Source organism: Niallia circulans, assembly GCF_007273535.1.
Lineage (GTDB): Bacteria > Bacillota > Bacilli > Bacillales > Cytobacillaceae > Niallia > Niallia circulans_B.
This window is the reverse complement of the sequence record NZ_RIBP01000004.1, coordinates 3,060,959-3,080,374: the sequence shown is the minus strand read 5'-3', so window position 1 is coordinate 3,080,374 and position 19,416 is coordinate 3,060,959. Positions and strand designations below refer to the sequence as shown.

Annotated in this window: 17 protein-coding genes; 11 read left to right on the top strand and 6 right to left on the bottom strand. The window is 38.4% G+C overall.

What is annotated here, in order from left to right:
• Positions 1–12 precede the first annotated feature (12 nt).
• On the bottom strand, positions 13–1,200 hold the full coding sequence (locus tag CEQ21_RS23155) for an alanyl-tRNA editing protein (RefSeq protein WP_185766570.1): 1,188 nt from the start codon (positions 1,198–1,200) through the stop codon (positions 13–15).
• A gap of 187 nt (positions 1,201–1,387) precedes the next feature.
• Here CEQ21_RS23155 and CEQ21_RS23150 point away from each other — a divergent pair, with 187 nt between their 5' ends.
• Positions 1,388–1,573 carry a cold-inducible protein YdjO-related protein gene (locus CEQ21_RS23150; protein ID WP_185766569.1) on the top strand — a complete coding sequence of 62 codons (186 nt, stop codon included), beginning with the start codon at positions 1,388–1,390 and terminating at the stop codon, positions 1,571–1,573.
• 45 nt (positions 1,574–1,618) lie between these two features.
• Here the strand turns inward: CEQ21_RS23150 and CEQ21_RS23145 are convergent, their stop codons facing one another.
• From CEQ21_RS23145 to pepF, 3 genes are all read right to left on the bottom strand, one after another.
• On the bottom strand, positions 1,619–1,876 hold the full coding sequence (locus CEQ21_RS23145) for a transcriptional regulator SplA domain-containing protein (protein ID WP_144454876.1): 258 nt from the start codon (positions 1,874–1,876) through the stop codon (positions 1,619–1,621).
• Between the two features lie 17 nt (positions 1,877–1,893).
• The gene (locus CEQ21_RS23140; RefSeq protein ID WP_185766568.1) at positions 1,894–2,037 is read right to left on the bottom strand and encodes a hypothetical protein; all 144 of its coding nucleotides are present in this window, start codon (positions 2,035–2,037) and stop codon (positions 1,894–1,896) included.
• 118 nt (positions 2,038–2,155) lie between these two features.
• Positions 2,156–3,970 carry an oligoendopeptidase F gene (gene pepF / locus CEQ21_RS23135; protein ID WP_185766567.1) on the bottom strand — a complete coding sequence of 605 codons (1,815 nt, stop codon included), beginning with the start codon at positions 3,968–3,970 and terminating at the stop codon, positions 2,156–2,158.
• A 253-nt stretch (positions 3,971–4,223) separates the two neighbouring features.
• Here pepF and CEQ21_RS23130 point away from each other — a divergent pair, with 253 nt between their 5' ends.
• The gene (locus CEQ21_RS23130) at positions 4,224–6,365 is read left to right on the top strand and encodes a PAS domain-containing protein (RefSeq protein WP_235907317.1); all 2,142 of its coding nucleotides are present in this window, start codon (positions 4,224–4,226) and stop codon (positions 6,363–6,365) included.
• A gap of 201 nt (positions 6,366–6,566) precedes the next feature.
• Positions 6,567–7,322, top strand: a complete 756-nt coding sequence (locus tag CEQ21_RS23125; protein WP_185766565.1) for a 3D domain-containing protein — start codon at positions 6,567–6,569, stop codon at positions 7,320–7,322.
• 39 nt (positions 7,323–7,361) lie between these two features.
• On the opposite strand, the gene CEQ21_RS23120 is transcribed toward CEQ21_RS23125, so the two are convergent.
• A complete protein-coding gene (locus CEQ21_RS23120; RefSeq protein ID WP_185766564.1) occupies positions 7,362–8,093 on the bottom strand; it encodes a hypothetical protein in 732 nt (243 codons plus the stop codon).
• 151 nt (positions 8,094–8,244) lie between these two features.
• On the opposite strand from CEQ21_RS23120, the gene CEQ21_RS23115 reads away from it, so the two are divergent.
• On the top strand, positions 8,245–10,299 hold the full coding sequence (locus CEQ21_RS23115; RefSeq protein WP_185766563.1) for a methyl-accepting chemotaxis protein: 2,055 nt from the start codon (positions 8,245–8,247) through the stop codon (positions 10,297–10,299).
• A gap of 840 nt (positions 10,300–11,139) precedes the next feature.
• Here CEQ21_RS23115 and CEQ21_RS23110 read toward each other — a convergent pair.
• Positions 11,140–11,376, bottom strand: a complete 237-nt coding sequence (locus tag CEQ21_RS23110) for a helix-turn-helix transcriptional regulator (RefSeq protein ID WP_144454882.1) — start codon at positions 11,374–11,376, stop codon at positions 11,140–11,142.
• 294 nt (positions 11,377–11,670) lie between these two features.
• Between CEQ21_RS23110 and CEQ21_RS23105 the strand changes: the two genes are divergently transcribed.
• The 7 genes from CEQ21_RS23105 to CEQ21_RS23075 all read left to right on the top strand — a co-directional run bounded on the left by CEQ21_RS23105 (position 11,671) and on the right by CEQ21_RS23075 (position 19,392).
• Positions 11,671–12,240: a glycerol-3-phosphate acyltransferase gene (locus CEQ21_RS23105; protein WP_185766562.1), complete on the top strand. Its 570-nt coding sequence runs from the start codon at positions 11,671–11,673 to the stop codon at positions 12,238–12,240.
• Positions 12,241–12,284: 44 nt separating this feature from the next.
• Positions 12,285–13,901 (top strand): aminotransferase class V-fold PLP-dependent enzyme, encoded by a 1,617-nt coding sequence (locus CEQ21_RS23100; protein ID WP_185766561.1) that lies wholly within the window; start codon positions 12,285–12,287, stop codon positions 13,899–13,901.
• A 192-nt stretch (positions 13,902–14,093) separates the two neighbouring features.
• Positions 14,094–15,107 carry an XdhC family protein gene (locus CEQ21_RS23095; RefSeq protein WP_185766560.1) on the top strand — a complete coding sequence of 338 codons (1,014 nt, stop codon included), beginning with the start codon at positions 14,094–14,096 and terminating at the stop codon, positions 15,105–15,107.
• Positions 15,104–15,724 (top strand): nucleotidyltransferase family protein, encoded by a 621-nt coding sequence (locus CEQ21_RS23090; RefSeq protein ID WP_185766559.1) that lies wholly within the window; start codon positions 15,104–15,106, stop codon positions 15,722–15,724. The genes CEQ21_RS23095 and CEQ21_RS23090 overlap by 4 nt, the downstream gene beginning before the upstream one ends.
• Complete coding sequence (locus tag CEQ21_RS23085; protein WP_185766558.1) at positions 15,721–16,617, top strand: FAD binding domain-containing protein; 897 nt, start codon at positions 15,721–15,723, stop codon at positions 16,615–16,617. The genes CEQ21_RS23090 and CEQ21_RS23085 overlap by 4 nt, the downstream gene beginning before the upstream one ends.
• Positions 16,604–18,913 (top strand): xanthine dehydrogenase subunit D, encoded by a 2,310-nt coding sequence (gene pucD, locus CEQ21_RS23080; protein WP_185766557.1) that lies wholly within the window; start codon positions 16,604–16,606, stop codon positions 18,911–18,913. Before CEQ21_RS23085 ends, pucD begins: the two co-directional genes overlap by 14 nt.
• The gene (locus CEQ21_RS23075; protein ID WP_235907316.1) at positions 18,910–19,392 is read left to right on the top strand and encodes a (2Fe-2S)-binding protein; all 483 of its coding nucleotides are present in this window, start codon (positions 18,910–18,912) and stop codon (positions 19,390–19,392) included. Before pucD ends, CEQ21_RS23075 begins: the two co-directional genes overlap by 4 nt.
• Positions 19,393–19,416 lie beyond the last annotated feature (24 nt).

The following is a 19,416-nucleotide window of genomic DNA, read 5'->3' as shown; positions in this document are numbered from 1 at the left end:
TTCTCCTTTGTTTTATGCTAATAAAATTTGTTCTAGTTGAACAATTATCTTTCGAAATGCCTGATCAAGATCAAGAGAAGTGTCAAAGGTTGCTTGGGCCTGTGTATTATTTCCGCCACCTTTGCCGTTTGTTACAGCCAAAATTTCCTTTATTAGCGCTCCGCAGGAAAAGACAGGACTGCCGTTATGTTGGATTAATATTTTCTTATCTAATGCTGACGCAAAGACAATTGGATGATCATTGTCTTTCAAAATAGTTTTGGCAAGCAGCTGTAAATCCTTAAGCGATTTATCTTCAAAAGTTGCAGAAATTACAGGGCTGTCCGTACTGCTAGTTAACCCTTCAGCTAAAAGGTTTGCATTTTCTTGTTTGAGTGCTTCAAGCTCATTATTAATGGATTTCTTTTCTTTTTCTAATTTTTCAATTCGATCTGCAAGCATGTCCTTATTTGTGCGGAACTTGTCACTGAGCTCGTTTAAAATAATTTGTGATGATTGATAATCCTTGATTGCACGGTGCCCGCACAAAAAGAATAGTCTTGTTTGACCGCGGTGATTTTCTGTTTTGATAAGTTTAATCAAACCAAGCTCACCAGTATGAGAAACATGTGTTCCAGCACAGGCAGAGTAATCAAATTGGTCGATTTCCACTATTCTAAGGTTGCCAGTCACAGAAGGAAGCTTTCTTAATGGAATGGAGGAAGCTTCTTCCGTAGATACAAAATATGTTTTGATTTCTTTGTTTGCAAAAATGTGCTTGCTGCAAAGTGCTTCTATTTCTAGTAGGTCTGTTTGGGTCAGTTTGTCTATTTCAATGTCAATTGTCGTGTAATCATTTCCTAAGTGAAAGCTAACTGTTGCAATATTGTTCCATTCATGCAGTACAGCAGAAAGTAAATGCTGGCCAGTATGTTGCTGCATATGATCGTATCGTGTCTCCCAATCCAGCTTGCATTCAGCTGTTTGTCCGGCAATTTGCTGCTCTACCTGATGAAGAATTGTGCCATCTTCTTGTTTTTGCACGTCTAATACCTTAACTCCATTAATTGTGCCTGTATCCGCAGGCTGTCCGCCACCCTCAGGATAGAATCCGGTATTTTCTAATAGGACATATTCCTTGCCGTCAGTATGTATTGTTTTGATAATATTTGTCGTCCATGAAGACGTGTAAGGGGAAGTATAATACAGTTGATTTGTCATCGTCCATTCTCCTCAATCGGTAATTAATTTTTAAATAATCATATCATATATGTCTAAATTTAGCGTACTATGTCTGAGTTTCTCCTCCAATAATTTTACTGGCAGCCGTTTTAATTCCTCAATTTTGTTAAATTACCTATAAAATACAGCTTTTTTGTTCATAATAAACAAAAAAGGGGGCTACAACATGTTTTTTAACAGAAAAGGAATGGATGATAAGCCTGAGGAAGTATTATTGAACATGGAAGTATATGCGTGTAATTCATGCAATGGCTGGATGCGTAAGGATTTTGCAACAGAGGATTTAAAATGTCCGCTATGTGGTAATGAAACATCAATGGAAATGAGAGAATTACCGCAAATTAATAATTAACAAAAAAGTCCCCATTTTGGGGACTTTTTTGATTTGGTTGGCATCTTAAAAGTAATTGTCTATTTCATCTTGATACATTTGATTGTATGCACTTGTGGCATCAGATTCAGATTGGAACAGTGCATCATCATCTTCAATCGTATGAAATGTGTCGTTTAAAAATAACGCCAGTGCATTAGGGTCTTTTGGATGCTGCACAATTTCTGCAGGCTTCACATTGGAAACCGATGGTGTATGTGGGTTATGGTAGATAACATATACTTCGTCACCTAGTTGCAGGTCTTTTGGGTCTACTGTATCCATAGTTTGTCTCCTTTGTATTACGAGTTTTCTCGTTGTTGTCCGATTTCTTTTTCGGCAATAAAGCTGTTGGCTGATTCAAGTCTAGCCAACTCGTCGACTGAATCTCCACGATCAGTTGGATGGAGGTGTGGAGTGGTTTCTTGTTCTTGCGTTTTTTTCATGTTATCTTCTCCTTTAAAAACAGTGTTTGTAAGTAGAAGGAAATTTATGATGGAAAATGACAGCAAAAAAGCAGCTATCGCAATAGCTGCTTCTTAAAACCAAATGTTATGGGGCTTTTTAGTTAAAGCTGTCTGCAAGTTCGTCGACTAATGTGCCGACATAGGCAACGGCTTTTTTGATTGCATCTGGTTTTGACATGTCAACGCCAGCGTCATTCAGCAATTCTAATGGAGTTTTAGTTCCGCCTGCACGGAGGACGTCGAGCCATTTGTCGACTGTGTCTTGGCCGTTTTCCCGGATGCTTGCAGCGACTGCTGTTGATGCTGTTAGTCCTGCAGAGTATGTGTACGGGTATAATCCCATATAATAATGAGGCTGACGCATCCAGGTCATATGGTCCTGCTCTGTAATTTCCACAGAATCTCCCCAGAATTCCCTTAAGATATTGCCTTTAACGTCATTAAAAACACTTGCTGTTAGTGGTGTACCTTCTTCAGCGAGCTTGTAAACTCTGCGTTGGAATTCACCTTCGAGTAGATGTGTAACAAAATTATGATAATAAGTGCCCAAGAGCTGAAGAATTGTCCAACGTCTCATTCTATTATCATCAGTACTTGCAAGCAGATAATCTGCTAGCAGCATTTCATTCATAGTTGATGGTGCTTCAATGAAATAAGTTGATGGGCGTGTATTAATGATTCTTTGGTTTTTGTTTGCCAAGTAGAAATGGCCTGCATGGCCAAGCTCATGTGCCAGCATAAACGCACTTCTCATTGTGTTGCCCCAAGTAATTAAAATAAATGGGTGAGAGCCATATGGGCTTGAACAAAAAGCACCTGTGGACTTGCCGACATTATCAGCTAAGTCAACCCATCTTTCTGTTAAAGCTTTTTTCATGATTTCCGAATATTCTGGTCCCATCACCTTTAATGCTTCCAAAATAGTTTCACTTGCTTCCTCATAAGTTGTCTTTGGATTGAATTCAGGATCAAGTGGTGCCTTTAAATCACAGAAGAGCATTTTATCTAATCCTAATTGGGTTTTCTTCAAATCAGCAAATTTTCTCATATGCGGTGCAAGCTCATTAAAGATGACACTGATTTGATTATGATACATTTCTGTTGTTACTTCCTGTGGTTCCAAAAGCATATCTGTGACGGAAGCATATCCGCGAATATTTGCAATGGTTACTTGTTTTTTTACCTCAGTGCTGTATGCTGCAGCGATTGTATTATTATATTTTGATAAAGTATCTGTGAATGATTTATAAGCTTTTCTTCTTATGAAAGGATCTGGAGAGAATTCATACACATCTTCAAACAAGGCGAAGGATACAGGTAGCTCCATGCCTTTTTCATCTTCAATCGAAGCAAAGCTCATATCTGCCAGTTTACTGTTTTGGTACACTAAATAAGGAGATGCATGAATTTGTCCTAAAGACGCAAGTACTTTTTCTGTTTCGCTCGATAATGCATACTTTTTTGAAGAGAGGATTTTCTCGATATTTCGCTTGTATACTGCGAGCTCTTGTTCTTCCTTAAGGAATTTCTCTATTAACTCTTCTGGTATTTCGAGAATTTCCGATTGAATGAAGGACAGAGTGCCGTTTACTTTAGCGTTTAATGCAGCAAAAAGGGAGGAGTTCGCTTGGTTTTCAGGATTTGTTCCATCTTCTGATTGCTTTAAGGAAGCGTATGTACTTATCAGAACTAGCTTCTCAAGTAAAGTTTCTTGAGCCTTCAAGCATTCAAGAAGGGTGGAACTGCTAGTATGCAGTTTTCCTTTAAAACTTTCAAACGAGGGAATACTGCTTTCTGCTTGTTGCAGAGCTGTTTTCCATGCTTGTCCATCAACAAAAAGGTCTTCTACCTTCCATTTTAATGCTTCTGGCACATCTTGACGAGATGGCCTTGTTTGCTTTGTGATTTGCAATCTAATTCCTCCCCATTATGGTATTTAGTGATACGAAATGATTATATCATATTATTTAGAATAGTAAGTATTTATTTGCTTTGAAAACTTTAGGCACATTAAACATTATTAATTAATTAGAAAGGACCATTTCCATTGAAAGATGGGGAAAAGTACTTTCATCTATATTACATTTCCATTACAATCATAAGTGTTGTTAAATTGTCATAAACTTTTCATCTTTAATTTTTAAAATGGTATGGGAGGATCAATTTTGTATAACTCCATTCTTGTATTTATAAGCATTATATTAATTTATATGGCTAGTTACACTTCATTCGATTTGTTTCAACTCGTTAAGGCGTCTGAAAAGAATAGCCGCTTCTTATTTTTAGCCAGCACCTTTTCGCTAGGATTTGGTTTTTGGGTGATGAGCTTTGTTATATTGATGGCCAATAATATATATGCAACAGCAACCTATGATATCCCAATCGCAACATTAGCTATGCTGCTTGGAATATGCTTTGCCGGAATGGCTTTTTATTCGATGCTGGACAAAGAGAACAATAAGCATCGGATTTATGTTAGCAGCCTGTTTTTCAGCTTTTCGATGCTGTCAGTATTTGTATTAGGGTTATATTCGATCGGAAATACAGTTCAAGCAGAGAATATACCCACCATTATTATTAGCTTTTTGTTATTATTCAGCGGCTTTTCCTTTTCCGTTAAATTATCTTTTTACCCGAAAAAAAATGCCCGGATAAAACAAAGTATCATCAGGCCATTATGCAGCTTAATTATCACATGTGTTTGTTTTGTCAGTCATATGATACTCATGTACGGCATGACACCAATTGAATATGATCCAACTCATTACGATGACAGCTTTATCGTATATGTTGTATTATTTATCACAATCTTGATTCTTGGTGGACTTATAGGAACAAGTACATTAATACGCGAAAAGCTGGCAGTAAATGATATAAATGTTCGGGATATGCAGCATGCATTAGATGAATCGTCCATCGTAGCATTTACAGACAAAAATGGCATGATTACATATGTGAATGATAAATTTGTCGAGATATCAAAATACAGCCGGTCTGAATTGCTTGGGCAAAATCATCGGATTATTAATTCTGGCTACCACTCACCAGAGTTCTTTAAGGAACTGTGGAAAACCATCAGCTCAGGCAATATTTGGAAAGGAGAAATTCGCAATAAAGCGAAAGATGGCAGTCATTATTGGGTAGATACCGTCATTGTTCCATTTATGAACAAAAAGGGTGAGCCGTATCAATATGTATCCATTAGAAGAGATGTTTCAGAACAGAAGCAGGATCAATTAAGAATAAAAGAAATGGTGCAAGAGGTAAGCGATATAAAGTTTGCTCTTGATCAATCGAGCATTATTGCCTTTACAGATAAACGTGGAATCATCTCAAATGTGAATGATAAGTTTTGCCGCATTTCAGGATATACTTCGGAAGAATTAATCGGACAAACACACCGAATTGTTAATTCTGGCTATCATTCAGCCACTTTTTTCGAAGATTTGTGGAATACCATTTCTAACGGAAATGTGTGGAAGGGTGAAATTCGTAATAAAGCGAAAAACGGATCCTATTATTGGGTAGATACCACTATTATCCCTTTCATGGATAAGCAGAACAAACCTTTTAAGTACTTAGCAATTAGAAATGATATTACAGAAAAGAAACGAACAGAGGAAATTCTTCATCGCCAAGACAAGCTTGCTGCTGTTGGTCAGCTTGCTGCAGGCATAGCCCATGAAATTCGGAACCCATTGACGTCTATTAAAGGGTACACCGAATTTTTGAGTATGGATGAAGAAGTAAAAGATAGGCAGGAATTGTTTTCAATCGTTTTAGAGGAGATTGAGCGGGTCAATTCAATCGTTGAGGAATTTATGATGCTATCTAAACCGTCAGTTGCTAGTTTGCAGAAAAAGGAAATTATTCCTATTATCACTAATGTTCTTTCTGTGCTGGATTATCAGTTAAGAAAAAGCAAGGTAAAGACACAGTTAACCTTTGATGATAGTGAATCATTAGTAGAGTGTGATGAAAATAAGCTAAAGCAGGTTTTTCTCAATTTCATCAAAAACGCTGTGGAGGCAATGCCAAATGGCGGCAACTTACTGATAGATGTTAAATCCTCTAATGAGATAAAAGTTGTCATCAAGGATACTGGAGTCGGAATGACAGAGGAACAGCTCCAAAAAATAGGTGAGCCATTTTTTACAACAAAAAATGATGGAACAGGTTTAGGTTTGCTTGTTAGTTTTAAGATTATTGAGAGCTTAAAAGGGAAAGTATATATAGAAAGTGAAAAAAACAAAGGTACTTCCTTCCATATAGCATTTCCAAAAACCAATGACACTCTAGGTAAATAAACCTATTAAATTCAATTTACTTCCAAAAGGGTAAGAGCAAGGATGTATAATTCTATACTATTCTGACAATTAGACTTGTAACTGTTAAAGCTTTGTCATATTAGTAATGGAATTGGTATCTCCTTGTTCTTTTTATTTGCGCATTTCATGTTAAGATAATACCCGTTAGCTTGTTTAAGCTAGTTAGGAGGTAAAAAGTAAATGAAAAAATTATTATCATTTATTGCATGCGCAACAATTGCCACTTCCATTGCGACTGAAGCGAAGGCGGCAGAAGTCACAGTTAAAAAAGGAGACACACTTTGGAGCATATCCAAAGACTATGATGTTTCCACAGAAGACATAAAAACTTGGAATGACCTTGATTCTGACATAATTAAAGTAAACGATACATTAGATCTCCAAGTGGAGAAAACTCATAAAGTTAAATCCGGCGACACTCTTTGGAGTTTAGCGAAGGATAACGACAATACAGTTGATGATTTAATGAAGTGGAATAAACTCCCTTCTGAAAAAATCTATGTTGGTGAAGAACTGATTGTCGATAACGGCATTGATAAAAAAGAGGCTAATAGCGCACCGAAAGAAGAGAAACAAGCAGAAAAACAAGAAAAAAAGGCAGTGAAAACAGCTGCAGCACCAGTTGAAAAAGACGATTCTGGCAATGCAGAAACAGTAACTGTTTCAGCAACAGCCTATACGGCTGACTGCAAAGGGTGTTCTGGAGTAACTGCAACAGGTATTGATTTGAATGGAAATCCCAACAAAAAAGTCATTGCAGTAGATCCAAAGGTCATTCCACTTGGTTCAACCGTATATGTTGAAGGCTACGGTAAGGCAGTAGCAGGCGATACTGGTGGAGCAATTAAAGGAAACAAAATCGATTTATTTATGTCATCTGAAAAAGACGCTTTAAACTGGGGAAGAAAACAAGTCGAAGTCAAAATCATAAATTAAAGAAAAAGGATAGCATGCCGCTATCCTTTTTTTTGTGCTTTATTTCTTTTCCTTTGCCTTCTCGTTTGTTTTTACGAAAAATTTTTGCACGGGAATAACGAGCGATTTTAAATTGTCCTCAAATTTTGCAGCTAAATACTCTATTCTTTCAAAAATAACTTCTTTTAAATACTCCATTTGTCTCGCCATTTTGCTGATTTTCGCATCTGTATCCTCGACTTTTTCTAAAATAGTTTGTTGGTAAATTTCTTGAAGCTCTAATTTTTCGTCGATTTGCTGCTGTGTTTCTTCTGTTTGGTTTATTTTTTCTTGTAAGGCAATTGTACTTTGTTTAAATTCATCGAGCGTTTCTGTAAGATTACTGATAGCTTTATCCTGAAATACAAACTGATCAAGTATGGCAGTATGAACATATTGCTCATCTGAAAGTTTTTGAGCATTTTCTTTTGCTAATTCTTCTGCAGCATAAGCAGATTGAAGAACAGCTTTAATATGATCTTGATTGGTTTTTGTTTCTTCTAGAATCTGATTGGATACATTCCCTTGCATAAAAAGTAAGTCCTCGAGTTGCTGCAGTTTTTCTGCTTGTTCTTGGGTAGTATTATTAGCTTGCAAAAAAATATCCTCTAATTTCATTCGCAGCATTTCATTTTTTGATTGTTGTTCTGCCATATAAGCCTCTAAATAGTTGTACTGGAAAACAGTTTGTGAAGTAGCTGCCGTTATATTTGTCTTTGGCAAGAAAACGGGTGAATTTTTAAGGTCAGGCAAATTATTTCCTCCTCCTTTTTCGTCTCATTACAGCTTATGAACAAATGTTTAAAAAGGTTGCAAGAGAAATAGTCTGAATAAAGGGCTTGAACTAAACTTGAGGACAGGATGTCCGATATAAAGATGTACTATTTATATTGGGAGGTAACATATGTCTTTAAAAAACAAGATGATTGCTATAACAAGCATAATCATCATTGTGCTTATAGCAGCATCCAGCCTTTTGCAGTTTGTTGAAACAAATAAGCTAAAACAAAATACAAACTTAGTTATGCAGCAGTTGGAATCAAATTCAAAAAAGGATGTAGAGTCAAAACTGACTGGGCTGTCAACGGAAATATCTCAGCATGTTATGGTTTTGGAGCAGCAATTAGATGAAAGTATGGCTAATGCTGCATACACACTCCAACAGATTGATGCCCAACGCAATGTTTCAAACGAAGATTTGAAACAGATTGCCAAACAAACAAAAATGACCGATTTCTTATTGACCAATGATAAAGGGGTGTTCACCCATTCTACGGATAAGGCTTCCATTGGATTTAATTTGCTTGCCTTCGATCCAAACGTAAAAGGACTTATAACAGGTGATATGAAAATGTTGGAGGGACCATTAACAATTAAGAAAGAAAGTGGTGAAATTTTTAAATTCACCTCTATCCCAAGACTTAACGGTAAAGGAATATTGGAAGTCGGGCGTAATGCAGAAGTATTTGAAGACTCGCTTTCTAAATTCATTCAAGAGGGTAATGGCGTTCAATCCATATACTTAATTAGTAACAGCAATGTCGTATTAACAGAGTCGTTGAAAACAGGGCAGGAATCTGTTCTTAAAAAGGGTTCAACAACAAAAGATGAAACAATCAAAAAAGTGGTTGACTCAAAAGAACCGATATTAAACCTGGAAGATAAAAAAGCTGAAATTTATTATCCGATCATTGTTGATGAGGAAGTAAGATATGTACTGCTTGCCCAGGTGGACACTACATCCTATTTCCAAAATGCAACGATTGCAAGTGAGACATTAAATCATGTTCAAGATACTTTAACAAAAACAAATATAACGTCTATTTTCTTGTCATTAATTCTATCTGCAGTTCTGATTGCTGCTTTAGTTTACATTATTAGAAGAAGCTTAAAGCCATTAGATGATATAAATATGCAAGCACAAAATATCGCTTTAGGTGATTTGCGAAATGATAAGGTTCTAATTCAGTCAAAGGACGAAATCGGAGAGCTAGCATCATCCTTTGGCATAATGACTGAAAACTTGCGGGGAGTTATTCACAAGGTGAGAGCTGCTGCAGAACAGGTTGCTGCCTCAAGTGAGGAGCTATCTGCAGGAACAGAGGAAATGAACGCAGCCTCAGAGCATATTTCTGCAACAATACATGAAGTAAACCACGCGATGGACAAACAAGTTTCTGAATTAGAAGAAACCGACCAATCTGTTGCAAGCATGTTAAACTATGTCCAACATATAGCTGTGAGCTCAGACAGCGTAACAAAAAGAGCTGTTGAGGCTTCCGCTAAAGCAGCTAATGGAAATAAAGCAATTGGCACTGTTGAGACACAAATGGATATGATAAGTAAGCGTGTGACAGAGTCAGCGACTGTGATTAAAGAGCTTGGAAGCTATTCAAGTGAAATAGGTGAAATTTCTCAAGTAATAACTGCAATTGCCGATCAAACGAACTTACTTGCCTTAAACGCAGCGATTGAAGCGGCGAGAGCAGGTGAGCAGGGTAAAGGCTTTGCTGTTGTCGCAGAAGAGGTTCGCCATTTGGCAGAACAATCTTCTGACTCAGCAAGTAAAATCAGTGGTCTTATTACAAGAATTCAAAAAGAGACAGCTAAAGCTGTGGAATCAATGAATTATGCAACGGCCGAAGTGGACGGCGGCATTGTGGTTGTTAAGCAAACGGGAGAAATCTTCGGTGAAATAGAAACTGCTGTTGATGAGGTCAGTGGGCAAATCACTTCTGTCTCACAATCTGTTAAAGAACTGAACAATGGCATGGAAAAAATCGTCATGGCCATAAATCTAGTTAAACAAATGGCAGAACAAACAGATCAAGGCACGCAAAACGTATCTGCTGCAACAGAAGAACAATTAGCATCCATGCAGGAAATATCAGCAGCAGCCATCGGGTTAAGCAAAATGGCAGAAGAGCTGATGCTTGTTATAAATAAATTTAAACTGTAAAATTTTACAGTATAAGCTAAGACATATGTATGTAAGTCTATTAAAAGAGGCTGGGACATAAGTATATGAATTAGTACAAAACCGAACTATCTATTCTGATTTAGATTAGATAGTTCGGTTTTTGTTTTTTAAAATACAATAATTAGAAATTTTAGTGGAATGGAGCGGAAGGCCACTAGACTACTAAGGGAAATAGAGGACGCTTTAGAGCCCGCAGGCGAAGATGAGGAGGCTCAATGCTTTCCGCGCAGAAAGCGCGAGGACGAGCGCGCAATGAAACGAACTAACTATTTAGACACAACCTTAAATTTTTAAATTTAGATGTAATTTTATTATTCGTGTTTAGAAAGGTTATCTTTTGTTTTGTCTCAGTCTCTTTTTGTGCTTCTGCTTGAGAAACAATACTCATTGCAGCGGAGGCAATTGGATTACTAAGGGAGACGATTTAACAACCGCAGGCGAAGATGAGGAGGTATCATGCTCTCCGCAAAAAAAAGCGAGTGGACGCAGCGAATGAAACAAACTAATAGTTAATTCATTTCTACTTTTCTAGATGTTCGCAACTAGAGGAAATCATGTAGAATTCGTGTTTAGAAAGATTATATCCTTGGCACAGTATCGTTTAGGAAATAATGGAATGAAACCGGTATAAACGAAGAGCTATTAGTATATTTAAAGAGGAAATGCTCATTTTATTTCTAATAAAAAAACTTATGTAAGTAATACTTTTTGTATGTAAAAAGCGGGTTCGCAGAATAAAGATAGTATAAGAGGGAGATTTAACTACTTGCAAAGAGGAAAAGAAGAGCAAAATATTTGCCCCTCTCACACTGCTTTTTGTTACATGAACGGAGGGATGCCTTTAGTAAATTCAGAGATAATTGTAGTGATGGACTGAATGTCCTGATCATCTATGTTAAAAGCCGTTTTTACCTTGTGCTCAAGCTCCTTGCTGACATTTCTTTTGCCAACCTCTACAAGGGCAATCAAAGCAAAGCTACAATTGACAACCTTGGCAAAGTCTCTTTGTGTCATTTCGTAGTTCTTTCTAATAAATTTAATAATTTCTTTGTTCATAATGTTCACCTCGGTTTTACAAGCAAATACGATGAACCAGGATTTCGCCGCCTGATTCAAAAGCAAAAATTAAATATTAACTATTGTCATCTATCTTATATCGGATAGATTGCTACATTCATAATAAAAAAACTAAAGAAATTATTCAAGGAGTATTTAGAAACTGTAAATAAAATAACTTAAAATGGTCTTTTTTGAAAGAGAAAATAATAAAATTTGTGTAAATTTATTCTAATGTTGTATAATTTACTTGGATAAAAATAACAATTTTTAGAAAAAAAGATGGGTGATGGTATGTTGCTAGTTTTATATTTAATCTGCGCTTATTTTGCTGGTAATCTCTTATTTGGTTTTGTTGTTGGCCGGATACAATCTGACGGTGACATTCGGGCAGAGGGAAGCAAAAATCCTGGGGCAAGAAACGCTGGAAGGCTCTATGGGAAAAAGGCTTTTGTGCTGACATTTCTAGGTGATGCCATGAAAGGCGCGGCAATTATCTTCATCGGCCGCCTGCTTGGCTTTTCAACAGCTTTCCAGCTTATCGGCTTGCTGTTTGTTTGTATTGGTCACATCAAACCAGTATTATTCCAATTTAAAGGAGGGAAAGGGATATCCACGTTAATTGGAGGTTTGCTAGCTGTTAATTTATGGTTTGTTCCCATAATCATTATCAGCTTTCTATTATTTTATTTGCTATATAAAGGCTTTACAGTACCTGGTTTATTTAGTCTGCTCGTTTGCGCAGTCGCATTTTTCTTTATCGAGAAGGAGATGTTGCCGGGGGTAATTGCCCTGCTTATAGTAGCTGTGGTGATATGCGCCCATAAACTTAAATGGAGACAATTTCTGCTAATGAGAAATTAACATAACGTTCATTTTGACTAATTGCTTGGAGAGGGGTTTTTTGTATGGGGAAATTATCAACCTATCTTTTTAAAATTGCTTCACATCCACAGGAATTCGAACAGATATTTAGGTTAAATCATGAAACATTTGCAGAGGAAATTCCACAGCATGATAAAAATGAGCAAGGGCTGTTAGTAGATGCCTACCACGAACAGAATACATATATTATTGCTTTGAAGGAACAAGAGGTAATCGGAATGATTTCTCTTGCGGATAAACGCCCATTCTCCTTAGATAAAAAACTTGGGGACATTGGTGCTTATCTGCCTAACCAAATGAACATCAATAAACTTTGTGAAATACGGCTGCTGTCTGTCAAGAAACAATACAGAAAAACAAAGGTGTTTATCGGCTTACTGCAAATGCTGCATCATATTTTTAAGGAGAATGGGTATGAGGGAGCAGTCATAAGCGGTATTTTGCGAGAAGAAAAGCTGTATCGACATATCGGCTTTATGCCTTTTGCACATCAGGTAGGAAGTACCGGTGTAATTTATCAGCCGATGTATATAACGAAGGATCATATCCTATTGACAGAGAAGCTTCTCCCATCAGCAGTATCGTTTTTACCTGGACCTGTTCGTGTATCAGATGAAATTCTTAATACACTCGGAAGTCAAGCCTTCTCGCACCGTGATGCTGCCTTTATAGACCTGATAAGGCGCGTTCAAGCGGACTTGACACAAATGACACAAGCGAAATATGTACAAATTATGATTGGTACAGGAACACTTGCTAACGATGCTGTCGCAGCGCAACTGGCATTATTAAAAGGGAAGGGACTAATTTTGAGCAACGGAGAATTTGGCGAACGCTTAGTTAATCGAGCAAAAAGGTATCAATTACAATGCCGAATAGTAAGAAAGACTTGGGGTGAGGCTTTTACAGAAGCAGAGCTGGCTGCAGAACTAGATTCAGAAATTGATTGGATATGGTATGTACACTGTGAGACTTCAACTGGCACTGTCAATGAGATTGAAAGGATAACAAGGGCAATAGGTGGAAAACCGGTAAAACAGGCTGTGGACTGTATAAGTACGATAGGAGCACTGCCTGTCGACCTAAAAGATGTATACTTGGCAACAGCGGTGAGCGGCAAAGGCATGGAATCGATTTCAGGATTAGCATTCGTGTTTCACAATCATGAGATTCAGCCAAATGAACAAATTCCGCCATATATAGATTTAGGCTTATACTACCTTCATAATAGTGTGCCATACACCCATTCATCGTCATTGCTAAGTGCCCTTGGGAAAGCGTTAACAAAAGACTTTACGAAAAAATACAGCGATGTTGCCAAGATGTATGCATACACTTATAAAAGATTAACAGGCTCGCAGTTCAAGTTATTGCCAAAAGAACAGCAATATTCCTCTCCGATTATCTCTATTATTCTTGATAAGCAGATATCAAGTATTGAAATTGGTGAGTGGCTGAAAAGACAGGGTTATTATCTTCATTACCAAAGCAGTTATTTACAAGAACGAAATTGGATTCAAATTTCCATGTTAGGAAATGTATCGCTTACCGAAATACACGATATGCTCGATTTATTTGAGGCGATGTGTTTATATTTACGGAGTTTACAGGATGAAAACAAAGAGATATTGGTGGAATAAGGATAAATAAACTTGAAAATTTGTATAATTTAGCTAATTATGAATGTTTTTATTATGCATTTATGACAATGACTTTTTTTATTTAGGAAGATAATATTCTTTAATAACAAAAGATGTTATATTTATTAACATGGTAGGTTTTGGATTATGAATAAAAAGCTCTCGGGTTGCAGTATAAGGAGGTCTCGTAATATGTCATCTGATGAGTATTCTGTCTTAGAAACTATTGCAGCAAGTGAGCCAGGTGGTTATTTAGCCACAATTATTGATGTTACAGGTTCTGCCTATCGAAAGGAAGGAACAATGATGTACTTTTCTGGTGATAATCAGGAAAGGGGTTTATTAAGCGGCGGTTGTGTAGAACAAGATATAGTAGCAAGAATAGAAAGTTGGGAAACAGGAATAGCTTCTGCTTCCGTTAATTATGATATGCGTTCTGAGGATGATTTATCATGGGGGCAAGGAGTTGGCTGTGACGGGAGCATAACTGTACTGATGGAAGAACTCGATGATAAAGCTATGAATAATCTGAAAATCGTAAAGAATTGGCTGGATAATGGCCTAACAGTTGAACATATAAAGGTGCTTAAAGAGGATTTAAGTTCTCAAGCCTCCTTTTTTATGAATGAAACAGGAGAACGAGTTGGTAATTGGGAGGCTTTTGACCTTGCCGCTTTTCCAGAAAAAAGGCTTACTCCAAAAAATGATGGTGGGTATTATTTTCGGCAAACCTTTCGGGCACAGCCGCGCCTGATTATTTATGGTGCAGGTCCTGATGCAAGACCAGTTGCGGATATTGCTAAAAAAGCTGGTTTTCATGTTATTGTTGCAGATTGGCGACCGGCTTTATGTAATAATAAACATTTTCCAGATGCAGATATGCTCGTTATTGGCAATCCTGTTGAGCTTATGGAAGATTTCCAGGCAGGAAGTATGGATTATATTGTAATCATGACGCATCACTTTCAAAAGGATAAAGAGCTATTAAACTATTTGCTTGAGAGGGAATATGCTTTCGTCGGTATTTTAGGGTCGAAAAAGAGAGCGGATCGCTTGTTGGAACAAAAAACTAAACCACTGTGGCTTCATTCTCCAGTTGGACTTGGTATAAATGCAGAAGGACCAGAACAAATTGCCATAAGCATTGCAGCACAGTTAATCGCTGTTAAAAACAATAAAGTCCGCACTTTAGGGCTAAATGGATGAATGTGATTTACTTGGCAGCAGGGCAAAGCAAACGAATGGGCTGCAAAAAAATTACCATGCCAGTTAACGGAGAAGCCTTAGGAATGAAGGCATTACGAACAATTCTTACTGTTCCGTCTGCATATGTGTTTGTTGTCGTTAATAAGCAAGATACATTGGAATGGATTTCCGCAGATATAAAGGAAAGGCTTTTAAATGGCTGTGGTGAAATTGTCATAGCAGAAAAAGCAGATAAAGGGCAGTCCTACTCTTTAAGGGCAGGAATCAGGCAAGCAATCGAGCGTAATGCTTCCAATGTAATGATTTGTTTGGCTGATCAGCCTTTTATCACAACAGATATGCTGAGGCTCATTCGTTCTACACCAATAAAGGGAGAGAAAAAATACGTCGCTTGTGTTCATAATGGCATGATAAAACCGCCAGTAGTTCTTTCATCGTCCTTATTTCAACAGGTCCTATTGTTAACTGGTGACACGGGGGCAAAAAAAATCCTACAGAACAAAGACGTAAAAGGAACAGAGCTTGCCTTAACGGATGATGAGTTATTTATTGATATCGATACAATAAAGGAATATCAGCGATACTGTGTAAAACAGGAAGGGAGGGACTTAAGATGAGGAATTCACAAAATATAGAGCAGCCAATTGTTGATATACCCGTTACTTTAGAAGATGTATTTTCGTTACAAAGAGAAGAAAGTGTATTTGTTGCTGGTGGAACTATGTTGCAATTAAATTGGGAATCAGGACAGCATAAACCAAGTCATTTAATTAGCTCCCATAAGCTTGATAGATTAAAAGGTATAACAGAACACACGTTAAACGGAGAAAACTATTTGCGTATTGGCTCATCTACCCTTCTGTCTGAGTGTGTTTCTGACGTAAATATTCAGAAAAAAGCGAAAATTATAACAGAAGCATGCTCAAAAATCGCCGCGCCTGCTGTGCGCAACAGAGGAACAATAGGAGGAAATGTCTGCAGTAGAGTCGGTGATTCCATTCCCGCACTGCTTGTATTGGATGCCAAGCTTGAGTTTTTTAATGGTACTTCCACATATATTGTCGCGATGTCTGAATGGCTGCAGGAAAGCCAATTGGCAGGTCCACCTCTTTTACTAAGTATTCTCATTCCGTGTGAAAAGGGGTGGAAGAGCCGTTCGTTTTTTCAAAAGATAGGCAGAAGGGAAAGCTTTACGGCTGCCATTGTTTCTACTGCTGGCTATGTGAAGCTGGAAAATGAAATCATCACAGATATCAAGCTGGCGATTGGAGGAGGAGCTCATCTTTCGCAAAGGCTCGCAGACGGTGAGGCATATTTACTTCATAAGGAATACAAAAATGTGAATTGGCAAGAGCTTCGAGCACTGCTTGAAACGAGCTTCCAATCATATTCTGATCCGTTTGTTACAGACAGCTACAGAAGGAAAGCAGCTGCCAACATTATCACCGCCAATATTCTGCATATCCTAAAATGTGAGAAGGGAGGAGAAGCTGAAGATGCATTTAACTAGAGAAAGCTCAGGTGAGAGATGGAAGGCGAGAAGGGACGGCTTACAGAAGGTGACAGGAGAATTAAAGTATCTCACAGATATGTCTTTTCCTAACATGCTGTATGGAACAGTGCTCCGCAGTGAACATGCTTATGCAAAGATAACCAGTATTGATACGACAGAAGCCAAAAAACTTCCTGGTGTTAAAGCTGTTTTAACAGCTGAAGATGTTCCTGGTTTAAATGGCTTTGGAATTGTGATCCAGGATCAGCCGGTATTTTGTCATGATGTGGTCAGATACATTGGCGATGCAATTGCGGCTGTTGCAGCAGTTACGATTGAGATAGCCGAAAAAGCAGCAGCTCTCATTAAAGTTAACTACTCTCCCCTTCAGCCCATTACAGACCCTGAAGACAGTTTGAAGGAGGAAACAGTTAAGCTGCATGATAATGGAAATCTACTTCATAAGGCAGTTTTTGAAAAAGGCGGAAATATGGAGGCAGCTTTTGCAGCTTGTACTTATACTTTAGAAGAAGTTTACTATACTCCAAGACAAATGCATGCCTATATGGAGACAGAAGGCGGAGTCGCTGTTCCTGAAAACAACGGGATGTGTGTTTATGCTCCAACACAGCATGGGTTTAAGGATCAGAGTCAGCTTGCCAGAATCTTGAATATACCTGATAGCAATATAAGGGTTATATCAAGTCCGATAGGAGGTTCATTTGGCGGCAAGGACGAATTAAACATTCAGCCATATATTTGTCTGCTTGCAATGGTGACAGGGCAGCCAGTGAAAATTCACCAGTCACGAAGAACTTCTGTTAAGGCAGGGTTAAAACGACATCCAATGAAAATAACCATGAAAACAGGTGTGGATGAGGAAGGGAAAATCCTTGCCCATAAGGTGCGCATCTTGGCGGACACAGGAGCATATGCAACATTAGGACCAGCTGTCCTTGATTTCTCTGTTGAGCATAGTGCAGGGCCCTACATGATGGATAATATCCAGGTAGAAGGCTATTCTGTCTATACAAATAATGGTGTTGCTGGTGAATTTCGTGGGTTTGGCGGCAATCAAGTAACTTTTGCTCTTGAAAGTCAAATGGAAAGAATCGCAGAAGCCATAAATATGAGCAGTACGGAGCTTCGCAAAAGGAACTTGCGAAAAACAGAAGATCCTGGCCCAGTCGATCAGCCGATAGTCCCTACTGCAGGTGCCCGGCATGTTTTAGATGAAATTCTGAAGTCGCCTGTTTTGCAGGATTGCTCTAGCGTAGTGGATGAAAATCGGCCATTTGTTCTTAAGGGAAGAGGCTACAGTATAACGATGCATGGCGGTGGTCTTGGTTATGGGAGATCAGACCCTTCTGGTGCAAGGTTATCATTAAATGAAGATGGAAAGCTCGACATTTCTTTTGGGTTTGAAGAGTGTGGTCAAGGGCTGCTGTCCACAATTGAAATGATTATGACAGAAGCCTTTAACTGTTCTCCAGATGATATTGAAATAACGATTGGCGATACAGCAAAAGTTCCCCATTCCGGTTCCTCTACTGCTTCCAGAGCTACAAATATGGTATGGACCGGCGTTAATAAGCTGAAAGGGGAATGGTCAGAACAAATACTTGCCTTTGTTTCAAAACAATCTAATGTTGCGAAAGAATTGCTGAAGACGGGTGTTGGCGGTGTTTGGCAGTATAAGGGTAATGTGCCTGAAACCCTTGTAATGACATATAAACAGATTGCAGACACAATTGAAAAACGCCCACTTGTCACTGTTAGTTATCACTTTCCGACAACGTCAAAAAGCATTGATGGAGGGCATTACCTTTATACCTTTGCAGCAGCAGCAGCAGAAGTGGAAGTCGATGTGTTGACTGGCAGAGTCTATGTTAGCAGGCTAGACCATGCAATAGCTGCAGGTCCAGTTGTTAATCCAATGGGGTATTTAGGGCAAATTGAAGGTGGAGGCAGCATGGCGCTTGGTTTTACAATCATGGAAGATGCTGTCATGGAAAACGGCAGGTATATGACAGAAAATCTTGATTCCTATTTAATTCCGACGATTCTTGATATTCCAAGGCAAACAAATGTCACAGCAATTGAACAGTTAGAAGCTGGCGATGACTTTGGACCAAGAGGAGTAGGCGAAATAGGCACGGTTGCTGTCGCTCCTGCGATTGTTGCGGCGATTCATGATGCTACCGGCCATTGGGTTAATAAGCTCCCAATTAACTCAGAGGAAATGATGGGATACGCCATAACAAGAATAAATAAGGATGTCACAAACGCATGGATGGGAGGAACCTCTTTATGAAGGAGCAACTGAAAGCAGAGAAAAGGATCAAATTTCATGTGAATGGACAGTTGGTCGATATTGCTGTTCCTGCCACTTACCGGCTTGTGGACATTCTAAGACAGGAGTTAAGCTTGACTGGAACGAAGGTTTCCTGTGAAGTAGGCAGATGTGGTGCGTGCTCTGTCATATTGAATGGAAAGCTTGTTAACTCCTGCCTTGTTATGGCCTATCAGCTGGAGGATGCAGATATTCAAACAATTGAAAGTGTTAGCGCAGAAGCATTGCATCCAATCCAAGAGGCCTTTTTACAAGGAGGTGCACTACAATGTGGGTATTGCACACCTGGGATGATTATGGCGTTAAAAAGCTTGCTAGATGAAGAACAGCAGCCAACAAGAGAAGAGGTGCTGCAGGGACTTTCGGGTAATTTATGCAGATGCACAGGCTATGAAGGTATATTGCGTGCAGTTGACATCTTGCAAAACAAGCAAAATTAACAGCTGACAGTAGGAAAGGCGGAC

Bases quoted from the DNA above. Each gene is read 5' to 3' on its own strand.
- CEQ21_RS23155 (WP_185766570.1), bottom strand. From the start codon at position 1,200: ATGACAAATCAACTGTATTATACTTCCCCTTACACGTCTTCATGGACG.
- CEQ21_RS23150 (WP_185766569.1), top strand. From the start codon at position 1,388: ATGTTTTTTAACAGAAAAGGAATGGATGATAAGCCTGAGGAAGTATTA.
- CEQ21_RS23145 (WP_144454876.1), bottom strand. From the start codon at position 1,876: ATGGATACAGTAGACCCAAAAGACCTGCAACTAGGTGACGAAGTATAT.
- CEQ21_RS23140 (WP_185766568.1), bottom strand. From the start codon at position 2,037: ATGAAAAAAACGCAAGAACAAGAAACCACTCCACACCTCCATCCAACT.
- CEQ21_RS23125 (WP_185766565.1), top strand. From the start codon at position 6,567: ATGAAAAAATTATTATCATTTATTGCATGCGCAACAATTGCCACTTCC.
- CEQ21_RS23115 (WP_185766563.1), top strand. From the start codon at position 8,245: ATGTCTTTAAAAAACAAGATGATTGCTATAACAAGCATAATCATCATT.
- CEQ21_RS23110 (WP_144454882.1), bottom strand. From the start codon at position 11,376: ATGAACAAAGAAATTATTAAATTTATTAGAAAGAACTACGAAATGACA.
- CEQ21_RS23105 (WP_185766562.1), top strand. From the start codon at position 11,671: ATGTTGCTAGTTTTATATTTAATCTGCGCTTATTTTGCTGGTAATCTC.
- CEQ21_RS23100 (WP_185766561.1), top strand. From the start codon at position 12,285: ATGGGGAAATTATCAACCTATCTTTTTAAAATTGCTTCACATCCACAG.
- CEQ21_RS23095 (WP_185766560.1), top strand. From the start codon at position 14,094: ATGTCATCTGATGAGTATTCTGTCTTAGAAACTATTGCAGCAAGTGAG.
- CEQ21_RS23090 (WP_185766559.1), top strand. From the start codon at position 15,104: ATGAATGTGATTTACTTGGCAGCAGGGCAAAGCAAACGAATGGGCTGC.
- CEQ21_RS23085 (WP_185766558.1), top strand. From the start codon at position 15,721: ATGAGGAATTCACAAAATATAGAGCAGCCAATTGTTGATATACCCGTT.
- pucD (WP_185766557.1), top strand. From the start codon at position 16,604: ATGCATTTAACTAGAGAAAGCTCAGGTGAGAGATGGAAGGCGAGAAGG.
- CEQ21_RS23075 (WP_235907316.1), top strand. From the start codon at position 18,910: ATGAAGGAGCAACTGAAAGCAGAGAAAAGGATCAAATTTCATGTGAAT.